We start from the raw sequence: 15340 nt of genomic DNA on the forward strand, positions 1-15340 counted from the left end.
GGTCGAGATCCTTTCCGATCCACCGGGGATCAGAAGCGGACCTCGCCCGTGACGAAGAAGCGGCGCGGATCGCCGTAGAAGCCCGTCAGCGTGCCTTCGAGGCCCAGCGTCGGGATGAACGGCTGACCGTTGGTGCCGCCGGCCACGAAGTTGTAGCCCGAGACGATGTAACGCTCGTTCGTCAGGTTCTTGCCGTGGACGCCGATCGAGAAACGGTCGGAATCGTCGGTGTAGACGATGCCTGCGTCGATCAGGAAGTAACCGTCCTGGTCGAGGAACGGGTTGGCCGTTTCGAACTGGCTGGTATCGCTGCGCAGCGAGATGCTGCCCAGGAAGTCAACCATGCCGCTGGCAACCGGCAGACCCAGATCAAAGCCCGAGTTGACCGTCCATTCCGGCGTGTTCTGGAACGTGCGCTGATCCGAAACGTCAACGCCGTTGACGAGGTATTCGTTGAAGTCGGCGTCGAGGTAGCCGACCGCGAAGTTCACGTTCAGGCGGCTGCCATCACCGGCGAAGTCTTCACCGACCAGCATGTTCGCTTCGAACTCGAACCCGTTGATGTCCGCGCTTGCCGCGTTGGTCGTGACGCCTACGAACGTGTCGAACACGCCGTCGCCGTCCGTATCCGCGCCCTGCGAGCCCGGGATCTGGATGTCGGTGTAGTCGCCCTTGAAGGCGGCGAAGCTGACGTTCAGGCGACGATCGAGCAGCGATGCCTTCCAGCCCAGTTCGTAGCTGTCCACCGTTTCCGGCTTGAAGCGCATGAACTCGAAGATCTCGGCGGCCGAGACGGCGCCGTCGTTGTCGAGATCCTGTGCCTGGCTGGTCTGGCCGCGCGGGTCGAAGCCGCCGCCCTTGAAGCCCTTCGAATAGGTGAAGTAGATGTTGTGGTTGCTGTTCGGCTTGAAGCTGATCGAGGCGCGCGGCGTGAATTCCTTGAAGGTATCCGAGCCGTCGAAGTCCGAGGTGACCGCGATCGGGATCGAGCCGCTGGCGAACAGGTCCGAATAGCCACCGATGAACGTGGTGCGCAGCACGCGCGAGTTACGCTTATCGTTGGTGTAGCGACCGCCGACCGAAAGCGAGAGCTGATCGGTCAGTTCATAGGTGAAGTCGCCGAAGATCGACCACGTCTTGGTGTTCACGTCGCCCAGCGTCTGCGCGGTAAGACCCGGAAGGCCGATGATGTCGCCGGTCGTGAACAGCGCGACGTCGAAGGCGGTGAAGGCGTTGGCATCGAGATAGTAGGCACCCAGCACGCCCGAGAGACGATCGCCTTCATAAAGGAACTGCAGTTCCTGGCTGAACTGGTCGTTCTCGTAGATCGCAGGCACGTCGAGGTCGGCAGCGGGAAGGCTGTCGAAGTCGATCGGGCTGGTCGAGGTGTCTTCGCGGTAGCCGGTGATCGACTTCAGCGTGATGGTGTCGGAAACCTCGAAGGCAGCGGAGAGCGAACCGCCCCATGCTTCGACTTCCTGATCGACGACGTTGAGACCCGCACGGGTATCATAGACGCTGTCGAGTACCGGTGCGCCGGACAGCTGGCCCGGGATCAGGCGATGACCCTGACGGGCAAAGCTGTCGTCCTTAACGTAGTCGCCCGACAGGCGGATGAAGACCGGACCGTTGTCGAATTCGACCGTGCCGCGTGCGGCCCAGACGTCCTTGTTGTAGTTCTCGACACCGTCCTGAACGAGGTTGTCGCCGAAGCCGCCGCGCGACAGGCGCGCACCGCTTGCGCCGATCGACAGCGTGTCGGTCAGCGGGGTCGATGCGGTGACCACGAGGTCGGCCTGATCGTACGAACCGTAAGTGCCGCGGATCTTAAGCGACGTTTCATTCGGCAGACGAGCGGTCACGTACTTGATGGCGCCGCCGATGGTGTTGCGGCCGTAAAGCGTACCCTGCGGACCGCGCAGGACTTCGATGCGTTCGACATCATAGACATCGAGAACGGCGGCCTGCGGACGGTTGAGGTACACGTCGTCAACGTAGAGACCGACGCCGGCTTCGAAGCCTGCGACCGGGTCCTGCTGGCCAACGCCGCGGATAAAGGCCGAAAGCGTGGTGTTCGTGCCGCGCGAAACTTCGAGCGTGAGGTTCGGGACTTCCTGTCCGATTTCCTCGATCGTCTGGGTGCCCTGCTTGGCAAGGGCATCGCCGCCGATGGCCGTGACCGAGATCGGAACGTCGATCAGGCGTTCTTCGCGGCGGCGTGCGGTAACGACGATCTCGTTTCCGCGGCTCTGGGTTTCGACGGTCGCGTCGGCATCCTGCGCCATGGCGGGTGCGGCGACGGTAAGAGTGGCAATAGCAATGGGGCTAACAGCGCAAGCAAATGCTGCGAATCGCATCAGGTCATCCTCCTCGAACGGTCCGTATCCCGGACCTCTGATTCCGCCCTCTATTGAAACATGAACCGCCTTTCAAGTTCTGAGTGCATTGCCATCCACCGTTTCGAGGCGTAGCTGTTGCCATATGGCCACAACCGAACCGACCAGCGAGACCAGGGCTGACAAGGAACCGCGGACCGAGCGCGGACGGCGCACGCTACGAAAATTGCTGGATGCTGCGGCTATCGAGTTCGGGGAAAAGGGTTTTCACGAAGCGTCGATCAGCGGGATCACCCGCCGCGCCGGAACCGCGCTGGGCAGTTTTTACACCTACTTCGATTCCAAGGACGAGATTTTTCGCGCGCTCGTTTCCGACATGAGCGGAATGGTCCGCACCCATTCGGCCAAGGCGGTAAAACCCGACATGACGCCGATCGAGGTGGAAACAGCAGCGCTAAGCGGGTTCCTGCAGTTCGCGCGTGAGCACAAGGAAATCTACCGCATCATCGACGAGGCCGAATTCGTCGATCCGGCCAGCTTCCGCCGCCACTACGAAACGACGGCGCAGCGTATTGCAGAGCGTCTGGAGAAAGGATCGCAAAGCGGCGATTTCCGCCCCGGTCTGGACGAAGCGCACGCATGGGCGATCATGGGAATGTACGTGTTCCTGGGCATGCGTTTCGCCGTGCTCGACGAAAAGCGGCCGCTGGACGAAGTCGTGGCCGTGGCGGGCGACATGCTGCGCCACGGGATCACCAAGGACTGATTTTACCCTATTAGGTTAGGACTTCGGGTCCGGGGTGGGACTTACCCCGGACCCGAAGCTAATTCATGCAGGCTTGCGGGCGAAGATGCCGAAGCCTGCGATAATCGCGTAGCAGATCGCCGGCAGGATCAGCGCAAAGGCGAGGCTGCCCGAAAGATCCGCCAGCGCGCCAAAGATAACCGGCACGACCGCGCCGCCGACGATGGCGACGTTGATGATGCCCGAACCGTCCGCTGCACGGCTGCCCAGCTTTTCACAAGCAAGCGCGAAGATCGTCGGGAACATGATCGAGTTCATCAGGCCCACCGCCAGCAGACTGTAACCAGCGACCGCACCGCTCGTCATCGCGGACACGGCGATAAGCAAGATCGCGATCGTCGCGTTGGTGGCGAGGATCTTGCCCGGGCTGAACACGCGCAGCAGGCCGGAGCCGATGAAGCGGCCCACCATCGCGCCGCCCCAGTAGAGCGTGATCATCCAGCCGATAACCGATTCCGGCTGACCGAAGACGCGCTCCAACGCCAGGTAATTGATGACGATCGAACCGATCGCGACTTCCGCGCCGACATAGAGGAAGATCGACAGCGCGCCGTAACCGAAGCGCGGACGCTTGAGCAGCGAGAGACCGCCGACGATCGAGCTTTCCTCGTGGCGTTCGCCCTGCAGCTTGTTGCGGAACAGCCAGACGACCAGCGCGACAACGCCGATGGCGACGGCAAGGCCGAGATAGGTGTTCACGATCATCGCCGATTCCGCCGTACGATATGCCCGCAGTGCATCGCCCGAAAGCTCGTCCGCGCTCACTTCGGCCAGCTTGCCGAGGATGAGCCCTGCCCCGACCGCCGGAAAGACGGTGGTGCCCAGCGAGTTGAAGGCCTGACCGAAAGTGAGGCGGCTGTGCGCCGTGCGCGAAGGGCCAAGCAGGCTGATCAGCGGGTTGGCGACGACCTGCACCATGACCACGCCCGAGGCGAGGACGAAGTAGGCAAACAGGAAGATCGCATAAGTCGCGGTCTGGCTGGCCGGGATGAACATCAGACAGCCCGCCATCATGGTGATCAAGCCAATCACCGCGCCGCGCATGTAGCCGACCTTTTTCACCAGGCGCGCCATCGGCAGGCCCATCACGAAATAGGCCGCGAAGAAGCAGAACTGCACCAACATCGCCTGCGTGTAGTTCAGCGTGAAAAGCTCCTTCAGCTTCGGGATGACAACGTCGTTGAGGGACGTGATGCCGCCGAAAATGAAGAACAGCGCGAACACGAAAGGCTGAAGGCCCGGCGCGTCGATATGGGTACCGTCATCCTCGATCGGATGCGGGTCGGTGGAACTCGTTACGTCGGGGGCCAGTGCCATCGAGGGATTCTCCTCCGGAGAGAGCCGGGTTCTTGTGCCCGGCCTTTTGGATTTTCTCTTAGTTTGCGACCGGCGGGCAGGTACCGGCGCCGTCAACGGCTTCCACGCTTGCCGAAAGCAATGCAAGCGAAAGGTTCGCGCCCGACACGATGCGCAGCGGCGTTGCCATCTGCGCCATGTCCGCCCCCTGCTCCGCAAAGCATTTGAGCGGAATGGCCAGCGTGCTCACCTCGCCCATCGGCGCATCGGCCAGAAGCGTGGTCACGTCCAGCGTCCGGTCGCCCAATGCCAGCGTCACCGGCCCTTCGGGCAGGCTGTCGACGCGCCATTCGATGGCGAGCGACATGCGTTCGGCAAGGTGCTTGGTAAGGTCCGAGGCCGGACCTTCGATCACCGCCGTGCCGTTGCCGGTCCACGTCAGCGACTTGGCATCTTCCTGCGCGCGCACGTCGACCGACTGGGCGGTGACAGCACCGCCCGCGCTCGACACCGGCGCCGTGCCCACGGTGCGCTTGCCGCCTGCGTCCTCGACGCTCAGCACCCAGGGCGAGAGCGCGCGGCCTGCACCGAAGAAGCTGTCGACGTTGAGCGCATTGGCGATGTCGACCTTGGGATCTTCGGAAAGCTGCGGAACGGATGCGCCATTCGCATAGGAAAGCCCATGACCCAGCGGCCAGAGCGGCTCGGTCACCGGCGCGCGCGCATCGGCCGGCCATGCAAAGGACAGCTTGCCCGTGAAATCACGAACCGGCTTGCCATCGGCACGTGCAACGAGAACGTCGGCAACGCCTGCACCCTGCGATCCGGGCAGCCATGCCGCCACAAAGGCATCGGAGGCGTTGATTTCAGGGCTGGTGAACATCGGGCGGCCCGACAGGAAGACCGAGACCACGGGAATGCCCTTAGCCTTGAGGCTTTTCAGCAATTCGAGATCGGTCGCGTCCGACGGCTGGTAGTCGAGCGTGGGCACGTCGCCCTGATACTCGGCATAAGGTGTCTCGCCGAAGACGACGATGGCGACATCGGGCGCGGCTTCGAATGAACCGTCTGCCGACAGCGTGGCGCTGCCGCCCGCTTCGGTGACAGCCTCGTTCAACCCGTCCCAGATTGTCTGGCCATTCGGGAAGTCTTCCTTGGTAACATCGGTGCCCTGCCACGAAATCGTCCAGCCACCCGACTGGATCGCCATCGAATCGGCAGCAGGACCGGCGACGAGCACCTTGGCACCCGGCTTGATTGGCAGGACCGAACCTTCGTTCTTGAGAAGGACCAGCGACTTCGCCACGGCTTCACGCGCAACGGCGAGGTGCGCGGGCGCACCGACCATCGCGTGATCGCCGCGCACGACGGGCTGCGCGTCCATCAGGCCCAGCTTCATCTTCACGCGCAGGATGCGGCGGACCGCCTCGTTGATGCGCGCCTGCGGGATCTGCCCGCTGCGCGCCTGCGCCAGCGTGTTCTCGTAAAGGCCCTTCCAGCTGTCGGGAGCCATGTACATATCGAGCCCCGCCATCAGCGCGTCGGGGCAATCGGTGTTGGTGCAGCCGGCAACCTGCCCCTGCGCATTCCAGTCACCCACGGTAAAGCCCTGAAAGCCCAGCGCGCCCTTGAGCACGTCGGTCAACAGCGTCGGGTTGCCGTGGTTCTTGACCCCGTTCCAGCTGGAGAAGCTGGCCATCACGGTCAGCGCGCCCGCGTCGATCGCGGTCACGTAACCGGCGGCGTGAATGTCGATCAGCTCCTGTTCGGAGATTTTCGCATCGCCTTGGTCGTCACCACCCTCGGTACCGCCATCGGCGAGGAAGTGCTTGGCCGTCGCGGCAACGCGGTTGGCGGGAATGTCCTTGCCCGCTTCCAGCTTGCCCTGAAGGCCGAGGACCATTTCCTTGCCGTATTCGGCGACAAGTTTCGGGTCGGAGGAGTAGCCTTCGTAGGCACGGCCCCAGCGAAGGTCCTGCGGGACGGCCAGCGTCGGCGCGAAAGTCCACTCGATGCCTGACCCTGCGATTTCCAGCGCGGTGACTTCGGCGATGCGGCGGATCAGCGCCGGATCGTGCGCAGCGCCAAGGCCGACGTTGTGCGGAAATACGGTCGCGCCCGGAATGTTGTTGTGGCCGTGAACGGCATCGACACCGAAGATGATCGGCACAGCCACGCCCTTGGCGCGCGGTTCGACCGAGACGGCTCGGAATTCATCGACGAGGCGGTTCCAGTCCGCCGCGCTGGCGCGTTCGTTGCCGTAAGGACCGCTATTGCCGCCCGCGAGAAGCGAGCCGAGCGGATAAGTCCGCAGATCCTCGGGCGAGATCGCGGAGATGTCGGCCTGGATCAGTTGGCCGACCTTCTGCTCAAGCGTCATCTGCGCGAGCAGGAGCGAAATGCGGTTTTCCGTTTCCGTGTCGGTAATCGCCGCTGGCGTCTGCGCGCTCGGCCAAATGGCAGCATTCGCGCGTCCAGCTTCGGCAATGTCGGGCACGCCCATCGGCTGCGCAGCGACAGGCGCTGCAAGCGCGGCAACAGCCGCCGACATCAATAGCGGAGCAAACTTGACCCCGATCCCCATCCCGATCATCCCAATTCTTGTTGTGAACGTTATCAACCTAGGAAATACAGCAATCGCAGGGTCAGTCAACCCCGCTGCCGGAAGACGCGGAACGGCGGGGATTCAGCGGCGCAGAGCGCGGCTGGTGGAGGCAAGCAGCAGGGCGGCGACCAGCGTAAGCCCTGCGAGAATCGCCATGAGCGCGGGGTAACCGAAGGCCGGGACCACCGCGATCGTCAGCCAAGGCACGATCAGCGAAGGCACCGTGTTGGTAAGGTTGAATATTCCCAGATCGCGCCCCCTGTGCCGGGCCCGCGGCAGGACTCGCAAGGTCTGGCTGGAGTGGAGCGAGAGAAACACCGTCGTCGCCAAGCCGAACAGGATATAACCAGCCATCGCGAACGCCAGACCCTGAGCCAGCGCCATGCCCAGCAGACCGACCGAACCCAGCAACGCCGATACCGCCAGCGGCATGATCGGCCGCCCCGCCTTGTCCGCCCAGCGCCCCGAAAGCAGCGCCAGCGGCACGGCAGCGGCAAGTACGAACGCAAATGTGCGCGCGATGTCCGCGTCGGTCATACCCTCGTCGATCGAACGGAACCAGTAGAGCAGGTAGGCGAAAAGCGCGGCCTCTGAAATCTGCACGGCAAGCCGCGCCGCCCACATGCGTTTGACTGGTTTCGAGGCATCGACCGCTTCTGCAGGACCGCCAAGATCGTCACTCATGAGTTCGGGAAAGGACTTCGGCCGTCCGGCGATCAAGACAGGCAGAACGCAGGCCGCGACGATACCGGCGACCAGCCAGAGCCGCCCGTCCGGCCCTGCCAGACCCGGTGTCGTGACAAACGCACTGGTCACTGCCCCTGCCGCCGGAGCAAAGGCCATCAACCCGCCCAGAAGGCCCTTCTGGCTATCGGGCACGCAGTCCCCCGCCCATGCCGAAAGCGGGCCCATCATCATGTTGAGGAACACCTGCCAGACCAGCAGCAGGCCGAGCAGCATCGCAGCGGATTCCGCGAGCGGCACCGCCAGCAGCAAGGCAATCGTGCCCACCAGCCCCATCGCGACCCAGGCGCGGCGATTGCCGGTCCGGTCGCTCAGCCATCCGAAAGCGATGTTGGCAACGCTGGCAAAGATCGCGCCGCCGAAAGTCAGGTAACCCAGCACGCGCACGTCCGCGCTGCCCGCCATGTCGGTAACGCGCAGCGGCAGGAGGACCGTCAGGAACGGGACATAGGCAATCGCACTACCCGCCCAGGCCAGCGCATAGAGCAGCAGGAACCGCGTCGCCTGCCGCGCACCGGCCTGCTGGGCGGGCGCGTTCTGGGCGGGCGCGTTCACCGCGGCGGTGCGGTCGATTCCCGCTCTACCAGGCTACACGGGACGACGGCGGGTTCTTCGGGCCATTCGTTATCGCGGGCAGCGGCGATAAGCAGTTCGACCGCGCGGGCGGTGACATCCGAAATCGGCTGGTCCACGGCTGTAAGCTGCGGGTGGGTGAAGCGCACGATGGGCGTATTGTCGAAGCTGACCAGCGAGAGATCGCCGGGGATCGACAGACCCTTTTCGCGCGCGACATCAAGCGTGGCGAGCGACATCTGGTCGTTGCTGGCGATGATCGCGGTGGGACGATCATCGCCGGAAAGGAGCGCCTCTGCCGCCTTGCGACCGGATTCGAAGCTGAAGTCGCCTTGCGCGAAAAGCCCCCCGCTCGGCAGGCCCAGCGCGTCCATCGCGCGGTGCCAGCCCTCGGTACGCCAGCCGCTGACCGAATATTCATCCGGCCCCGAAATGAACCCGATCCGCTTGTGCCCAAGGCTCGCCAGCTTTTCGGTTGCCATTGCCGCCGCGCCCGCGTCGTCCATGTTGAGCGCAATCCCCTCGCCCCCGTTTGACGGCGAGATGCGCGCGAAAGGAATCTCGCGCAGCTTCAGCAGGTTGGTGATCTGTTCGTTATCGCTGTGCGGCGGGGTCAGGATCACGCCGTCGGGTTGAAGCGCAGCAATCGCGGCAGTCAGTTCGCGTTCGATATGGTCCGAATGGGTGTCGACCAGTTCAAAGATCAGGCGATAGCCATGCTCTGCGCACTTCAGCATTCCGCCCAGCAGCATCTGGTCAACCCAGTCCGCGCCCTGCCGTTCGCGCCAGTCGGAAATCGTGCGGTCGCGGTCATTGAGGGCAAGGATCAGGTAGGAGCGCGACCCGCTCATCCGCTGGGCCGCGATCGAGGGGACATAGCCCAACTTGTCGATCGAGGCCTGCACGCGCGCCTTCATCTCGGGCCGGACGTTCGGCTCGTTATTGATGACGCGGCTGACCGTCTGGAGCGAAACGCCCGCGTCGGCAGCGACATGCTTGATCGTTACGGCCTGGCGCCGACGTGCCATTGCGAAGCTGAGCCCCCTCTTAGCGCTTGCAGGCGGCTGCGGTAGCCGGATCGGAAGGACATTGAAAGACGCGAACCCAGTCGACGCGCATGTCCTTGGGAAAACCGCTCTCGTCCACGCCGCCCAGCCCGCGCCCTTCGGCAAGCCCGCCGCCGATGGCGAGATTGAGGATCAGGTGGAACGGCGCGTCGAACGGCGCGCGCGGATTGCCGGGTTCGGCATCGGTGAACCATTCGTCGCTCGTCCGCTGAGCATAGACGGTATCGTCGACGGTCCAGACCATGCGGTCCGCGGTCCATTCGAGGGTATACGTGTGATAGCCCGACAGGACCGGCGGATAAGCCGTTTCGTCGCCCTTGTAGACGTTTTCGGGCGGCAGCTTGCCATAATGCAGCGTGCCGAGGATCGTGTTTTCCTTGCCGTCGGGACAATCCTTGCATTCCGTGCCGAGGTTCACCGCCTCCAGAATGTCGATCTCGCCCGAGAGCGGCCAAGGTCCGCGGCTCCAGTCCTCGGGCAGCATCCAGATCGCGGGCCATGTGCCCTGCCCTTGCGGAAGCTTGGCGCGGACCGCGATGCGGCCATATTGCCACGCCGCCTTGCCCCGCGTGACAAGCCGGGCCGAGGTGAAGGACTTGGTGTCGGTCTCGCCCACCTTGCCCGCATCGGGCACGCCTTGGGGCCACGCCGGGCCGGTCATCGTTTCCTCGTGCGCCTCGATGACGAGCTTGCCGTCCTCGATCCGCGCGTTCTTCGCACGGTCGGTATAGCATTGCCGTTCATTATTGCCGCCGCCCCAGCAGTCGACGTCGTAACCCCACTTGGCCGTGTCGATCGCATCGCCATCGAATTCGTCGGACCAGATTAGCTGCCAGCCCTCGGCGGGTTCGGGCGCGGCAACCGTGGCGCAGGACGACAGGGCGAGCGCGAAGCCCGCAATGACGATCCGCATCAAGCCGCCTCCGTCTCGCGCGCGCCGCAATAACGGGCGACGTATTCGCCGTGCGGCGGCAGGCCCGCGACGGTCTTGGTCACACTTTCGCGAAGGCCCCGAAGCAGGTGGTCAAGCTCGCCGTCGGACAGCTTGCCCGCGATAGGATGGCGGCTTTGCGGCATGATTCCCTGTCCCATCATCACCTGTATCCACGAGTTCTCGGCGAACAGTTCCTCGTTCGTGCGGAAGACGCGGCCCGTTTCGCGGAACAGTTCGATCTTATGGTCGAGGGTGTCCGGTATCTCCATGTTCCGGCAGTAGTTCCAGAATTCGGAATCGTCCCGCTCGGTCGCCTTGTAGTGGAGGATCAGGAAGTCGCGGATCTGTTCCATGTCCTGGAACTGCTGGGCGTTGAATTCGTCGATGTCGCGGGTCGAAACCTTGGGACCTGCGGGCAACATGCGCAGCACGCGCAGGATCGCGCGCTGGATAAGGTGGATCGAGGTCGATTCCAGCGGCTCCATGAAGCCCGAGGACAGGCCGATCGCGACGCAGTTCCTGTGCCACTGCTTGCGCCGTGCGCCGGTCTGGAAACGCAAGCGGTTGGTCTTCGTGGTCGTCTCGCCCTCGATATTGCCGAGCAGCCGTTCCTCCGCCGCGTCGTGATCGAGATAGCGGCTGCAATAGACGATGCCGTTGCCGACCCGGTGCTGCAGCGGAATGCGCCACTGCCAGCCCGCATCGTGGGCCATGGCGCGGGTAAAGGGCACGGGCGGCCGCACGCTGCTGGTCTGGACCGCGATGGCGCTGTCACACGGCAGGTAGTGCGTCCAGTCGTCATAGCCGACGTGCATGGCCTGCCCGATCAGCAGGGCGCGGAAACCGGTGCAGTCGATGAACAGGTCGCCCTCGATCCGCTTGCCGCTTTCCAGAGTGATGGCCGCGATGTCCCCGCTCTCGCCATCAAGGTCGACATGCGAGATCTTGCCCTCGATCCGCTGCGTGCCCTCGGCTTCGGCAATGGTGCGCAGGAAGCGGGCGAAGGCCGTCGCGTCTAATTGGAAGGCATAGTTCATGCGGTTGTCGGGCAAGTGCGCGAACTTGCCTTCGCGCGCGGCGATGAGTTCGATGCAGTAATCGTCGTAAGATGCATCGTGGCCGCGTTCCTTCCCTTCCATCCAGAAGTGCTGGAAGCCCGCGGTCCAGTGGTCCTTGCCCGCCGCGCCGAAGGAATGGAAATAGCCCTCGCCCGGCACGCGCCAGTTGTCGAACTGGATGCCCAGCTTGAAGGTCGCATGGGTCGCCCGCATGAAATCCGCCTCGGGGATGTTCAGCAGGCGCAAGTAGTTCACCAACGGCGGGATCGTGCTTTCGCCAACGCCCACTGTTCCGATCATGTCGCTTTCAACCAGCGTGACCGATGCGGTCCGCCCCAGCGTGCGCGAGAAGGCTGCCGCCGCCATCCATCCGGCGGTGCCGCCGCCCGCGACGACGATGCGAAGAGGCTGGCTTGTTTCGTTCTTCATCGGCTGAGGGTCCTTAGAAGGAATGCGCGCAGGCGGCCCGCGCTTTCGGGCGTGAGCCGGTCGAGGACCGAGCGGGCCTTTTCGGGAATGTGGGCGGTGACGCGCTCGTCCGCCTCGAAGACGTAATAGTCGAACAGGTCGCGCCAGATCGCGCGGTCGCGTTCGGGCAGGTCGCGGATCGTCATGATCGCGTGGTTCAATGCGTCCTGCGGCTGGCCGAGATAGCGCGGCGTATCGCGCCACCAGTAGTTCACCAGCACGTTGAACGCCTCCAGCCCCTCGACATGGTGCCACCACATCGACGGCACGAAGAGCGCGTCGCCCGGTTCCAGCTCTGCCACTTGCGCGTGCTCCAGCGCATCACGAAAACGAGGGTGCGCATCGAAGTCGGGAGCGGCAAAATCGACCATCGAGATCGCCCGTCCCGCAGGCGTGTTGTCGATCGGGCCGAGGTAGAGATTGCGGAATTGTTCGGGCGGGAACAGCGTGAAGCGGCGACGCCCGACCGCGCAGCAGGCAAGGTTGTCGGGAAAGTCATTGTGCGCGGCGATGCGCGTCTTCGTCCCGATCCAGATCGACGACAACGGATCGCGGGCGCCCAGCGGGACGTGGTTCGCCTCGTGCAGTCCGTTGAAGAAATCGTGCATGTCGATGGAGGCAAGGTAGATCGCGGGCGCTTCGGCCTGTCCCTCGCCCTCTTCCATCTTGGCGAAGATCGTCGGCAGCGTGCCCTTCGTCGTGCGAAAGTTCATCTGCATCGCTTCGTCGTAGAACATGCGCCCCTCGCTCTCGGGCGCGGCGACGGAGACGACGAAGGGCCGGTCGACGGCGTGCTGCCGGATATAGGCGCGCGCATCGCTGGCAGAGCGCAGCCCCGCTTGGACCAGCGGCCAGTCCTGCACCAGCCCGCGCAGCACGAAAGGCCGGTCCGCACCGCGCAGCATCGCGTCGAGCGCGGCGGCATCGGCCACCTCGCGCTCCTCGACATGCGGCAGTGCGGTCAGCGTATCAGGCATGGACTTCGCGGGCGTTCTTGCGGGCGACGAGATCGGTGATGTGCGACAGCGAGGCGAGCGCCATGAAGATCGGCATGAGGTAGCCTGCGTCGTGCAACTCACCCAGCGCCGCGCCGTCGAGGCTGCGGATCTTGTCTTCGTTCAGGATATGGAAGCCGACGAGGCTGCGCTTTGCGCCATCGTCCAGCGTCACTTCCAGCGTGAAGGGTTCGAGCAGGTCCCAACGCTTGAGCGCAGCGAAGAACCCCTCGCAGGCACGGTATCCGGCGTCGAGCTGGCCGAGCTTTCCGGCAACGTCCTCAAGATAGGGGGTTGCCTGACCGTTGTCGTCGAACAGGCGCACGCCTTCGGCATCGCCGGTGCGGGCGTGGTCCATGTCGATGTGGACTTGTGCGGGCCCGTCGGCATCGCGGCTGCGGCCGATCAGGAACGGCTGGATCGACAGGGCCAGCGGGCGATAGCCTGCGTCCCACTTGCCGTCCTTCAGGAACAGGTTTTCCCCGTTCTCGAACCCGAAGAGCGCGACCGAATTGAACTGGCCAGTTTCCTGGTTCTTGTGGAACAGGATCGGGAAATGCGCCTGCACCTGCCGGAATTCGGTCGGCACGGCGATGCAGGACATGACCTGGTCGCCAAGGTCGGCGCCCGGCTCCATCCTGACGCGCAAGTCGCGGTGGGCGGCGGGGTCAAGAACGGCGTGCTGGCTCATGCGGGGCATCCTGCGGTTTGCGGGCTTTGCGCGGATTGGGCGCGAAGCGTATCGAGATATGTCCGGTTAGTCGGCAGCGCGGCGGCAAGCTGGCGCGCGCGCTGTTCGACCTGTCCGGTCGGATCGGTTGTAGTGGCCGGCAATTGCGGCGCTTTTCCGCCCATGCCGTAAAGAACATATTGCCAGCTTGCCGCGGGGAAGATTTCATCCACCATCGGGAAGTCGGCACTGCCGGGCACCTGCCCCTGCCAGAGCGTGAGCAGTTCGGCGAGGCTGTCGGGCACGATGGCGCGGTGTTCGTCCCAGTATACGCCGGTGCGGTCCGACAGGACGTAGTGCAGTTTGAGGAAATCGACGATCCGGTCCCAGCGATAGCGGAACAGCCGGTCGAAGCGGCGGGCGTGAATGTCCATCTCCGCCCGGTCGGTCGGAAAGGCATCCATCAGCGCGCGCAGCGACAGTTCGATCATGACGATGGCCGAAGCCTCGAGCGGTTCGACGAAGCCTGCCGAAAGCCCGATGGCAAGGCAGTTGCCGATCCAGAACCGGTCGAGATGCCCGCTTTCGAACCGCAGCAGGCGCGGATCAGGCGCAGGCGCATCGGGCACGGCCTTTGCGACATAGGCGCGCAGGGTTTCCAGCGCCGCGTCGTCCGATGAAAAGCGCGAGGAATAAACGCAGCCGATGCCGCGGCGGGTGGGGAGCGCGATGTCCCAGATCCAGCCCGCAACATGCGCGGTGCCGACGGTAAGCGAGGCAATCGCGCTGTCGGGTGCGGTCGGGACCTGCGCGGCCAGCGCGCGGTCGTTGAACAGGACGTCGCTGCGGTCGATGCGGCCAGCGCCCATCTTGTCGCGGATCAGCAACCCGCGCATGCCAGTGCAGTCGATGAAGAGATCGCCGTCCAGACGCTCTCCGCCATCGAGCAGCAGTGCGGCGATATCGCCGTTGTCGGCCCGCTCCACCCCGTCGATGCGGGCGGCAATGTGCGTCACGCCCAGCTTCGCTGTCGCGTGGCGCTTCAGCAGGTCGACAAGCTTTCCGGCATCGAGGTGATAGGCGTAGTTCAGCGCCCCGGCATAACCCGGCATCGCCTTTTGCCGCGGGGCGAGATCGGCGGCGCAGACCAAGCCTTGCGGCGAGACCGCGTCGGCGAACGCGCCGCCTTTCGCGGTCCAGGCCGAAACGGCTGCGCGCGGCGTTTCGCCGACAGGAGCGGTGAACGGGTGGAGGTAGCTGTCGCCGGCGCTGCCATCGCGCCAGCCGTCGAAGCGCGAGCCTTGTTTGAAGGAGGCATCGGTGGCGACGAGAAATTCAGCCTCGTCGATGCCGATTGCGGCAAGCGTGCCGCGCATCGTGGGCCATGTCCCCTCACCCACTCCGATAGTCGGGATGTCGGGTGCCTCGACGATGGTGACGCGGATCGGGCGGGCGACGTCGCGTTTGCTGCGGGCAGCGATCGTGCAGGCGGCAAGCCATCCGGCGGTTCCGCCGCCAGCGATCACGACATGATCGACCTTGCCTGACATTGCCCTGGCTTCCTGCTCTCTCTTACCCTTTTGTCGCCGTCTTATCCCATGCGCCCCAAATGACGAAAGCCGCCCGCGCGCGAGGGAGAATGGCGCGGACGACCTTCGTTCATTGCACGGCGGCTGATCAAGCCCGGATACGCTGAGGGAGCGGGCCGGACGTGACACGGCGATCGCCGCGCTAATCTGGCGAGGGGCGGCCAGTGCGGGGTCGCTCTCCCGCACTGGCGCATCGCCGG

11 protein-coding genes are annotated in these 15340 nt (G+C 64.4%); 1 reads left to right on the forward strand and 10 read right to left on the reverse strand.

The features are described from left to right. Positions 1 to 29 precede the first annotated feature (29 nt). Entirely contained in the window at positions 30 to 2357 is a 2328-nt protein-coding gene (locus KIH45_RS04265) for a TonB-dependent receptor (protein ID WP_213174775.1), read from the reverse strand. A 124-nt stretch (positions 2358 to 2481) separates the two neighbouring features. Between KIH45_RS04265 and KIH45_RS04270 the strand changes: the two genes are divergently transcribed. Further along, complete coding sequence (locus tag KIH45_RS04270; RefSeq protein ID WP_213174776.1) at positions 2482 to 3102, forward strand: TetR/AcrR family transcriptional regulator; 621 nt, start codon at positions 2482 to 2484, stop codon at positions 3100 to 3102. Between the two features lie 63 nt (positions 3103 to 3165). Here the strand turns inward: KIH45_RS04270 and KIH45_RS04275 are convergent, their stop codons facing one another. The 9 genes from KIH45_RS04275 to KIH45_RS04315 form a co-directional block, all read right to left on the reverse strand. Then, positions 3166 to 4458: a sugar MFS transporter gene (locus KIH45_RS04275; protein ID WP_213174777.1), complete on the reverse strand. Its 1293-nt coding sequence runs from the start codon at positions 4456 to 4458 to the stop codon at positions 3166 to 3168. A 58-nt stretch (positions 4459 to 4516) separates the two neighbouring features. Continuing rightward, entirely contained in the window at positions 4517 to 7021 is a 2505-nt protein-coding gene (locus KIH45_RS04280; protein WP_225899673.1) for a glycoside hydrolase family 3 protein, read from the reverse strand. 102 nt (positions 7022 to 7123) lie between these two features. Beyond that, complete coding sequence (locus KIH45_RS04285; protein ID WP_213174778.1) at positions 7124 to 8341, reverse strand: MFS transporter; 1218 nt, start codon at positions 8339 to 8341, stop codon at positions 7124 to 7126. Beyond that, a complete protein-coding gene (locus KIH45_RS04290) occupies positions 8338 to 9387 on the reverse strand; it encodes a LacI family DNA-binding transcriptional regulator (protein WP_213174779.1) in 1050 nt (349 codons plus the stop codon). Before KIH45_RS04290 ends, KIH45_RS04285 begins: the two co-directional genes overlap by 4 nt. 19 nt (positions 9388 to 9406) lie before the next feature. Beyond that, positions 9407 to 10339, reverse strand: a complete 933-nt coding sequence (locus tag KIH45_RS04295; protein ID WP_213174780.1) for a glycoside hydrolase family 16 protein — start codon at positions 10337 to 10339, stop codon at positions 9407 to 9409. Next, the gene (locus KIH45_RS04300; RefSeq protein ID WP_213174781.1) at positions 10339 to 11847 is read right to left on the reverse strand and encodes a tryptophan halogenase family protein; all 1509 of its coding nucleotides are present in this window, start codon (positions 11845 to 11847) and stop codon (positions 10339 to 10341) included. The genes KIH45_RS04295 and KIH45_RS04300 overlap by 1 nt, the downstream gene beginning before the upstream one ends. Next, on the reverse strand, positions 11844 to 12863 hold the full coding sequence (locus KIH45_RS04305; protein WP_213174782.1) for a cupin-like domain-containing protein: 1020 nt from the start codon (positions 12861 to 12863) through the stop codon (positions 11844 to 11846). The genes KIH45_RS04300 and KIH45_RS04305 overlap by 4 nt, the downstream gene beginning before the upstream one ends. Beyond that, positions 12856 to 13572, reverse strand: a complete 717-nt coding sequence (locus tag KIH45_RS04310) for a SapC family protein (RefSeq protein WP_213174783.1) — start codon at positions 13570 to 13572, stop codon at positions 12856 to 12858. The genes KIH45_RS04305 and KIH45_RS04310 overlap by 8 nt, the downstream gene beginning before the upstream one ends. Next, positions 13569 to 15101 (reverse strand): tryptophan halogenase family protein, encoded by a 1533-nt coding sequence (locus KIH45_RS04315; protein ID WP_213174784.1) that lies wholly within the window; start codon positions 15099 to 15101, stop codon positions 13569 to 13571. Before KIH45_RS04315 ends, KIH45_RS04310 begins: the two co-directional genes overlap by 4 nt. Between the last annotated feature and the right edge of the window lie 239 nt (positions 15102 to 15340).

This window comes from Croceicoccus gelatinilyticus (assembly GCF_018398395.1).
GTDB classification, from domain to species: domain Bacteria; phylum Pseudomonadota; class Alphaproteobacteria; order Sphingomonadales; family Sphingomonadaceae; genus Croceicoccus; species Croceicoccus gelatinilyticus.

Excerpts from the sequence above, each read along its gene's own strand:
- KIH45_RS04265 (WP_213174775.1), bottom strand. The coding sequence starts at position 2,357 with ATGCGATTCGCAGCATTTGCTTGCGCTGTTAGCCCCATTGCTATTGCC.
- KIH45_RS04270 (WP_213174776.1), top strand. The coding sequence starts at position 2,482 with ATGGCCACAACCGAACCGACCAGCGAGACCAGGGCTGACAAGGAACCG.
- KIH45_RS04275 (WP_213174777.1), bottom strand. The coding sequence starts at position 4,458 with ATGGCACTGGCCCCCGACGTAACGAGTTCCACCGACCCGCATCCGATC.
- KIH45_RS04280 (WP_225899673.1), bottom strand. The coding sequence starts at position 7,021 with ATGGGGATCGGGGTCAAGTTTGCTCCGCTATTGATGTCGGCGGCTGTT.
- KIH45_RS04290 (WP_213174779.1), bottom strand. The coding sequence starts at position 9,387 with ATGGCACGTCGGCGCCAGGCCGTAACGATCAAGCATGTCGCTGCCGAC.
- KIH45_RS04295 (WP_213174780.1), bottom strand. The coding sequence starts at position 10,339 with ATGCGGATCGTCATTGCGGGCTTCGCGCTCGCCCTGTCGTCCTGCGCC.
- KIH45_RS04300 (WP_213174781.1), bottom strand. The coding sequence starts at position 11,847 with ATGAAGAACGAAACAAGCCAGCCTCTTCGCATCGTCGTCGCGGGCGGC.
- KIH45_RS04305 (WP_213174782.1), bottom strand. The coding sequence starts at position 12,863 with ATGCCTGATACGCTGACCGCACTGCCGCATGTCGAGGAGCGCGAGGTG.
- KIH45_RS04310 (WP_213174783.1), bottom strand. The coding sequence starts at position 13,572 with ATGAGCCAGCACGCCGTTCTTGACCCCGCCGCCCACCGCGACTTGCGC.
- KIH45_RS04315 (WP_213174784.1), bottom strand. The coding sequence starts at position 15,101 with ATGTCAGGCAAGGTCGATCATGTCGTGATCGCTGGCGGCGGAACCGCC.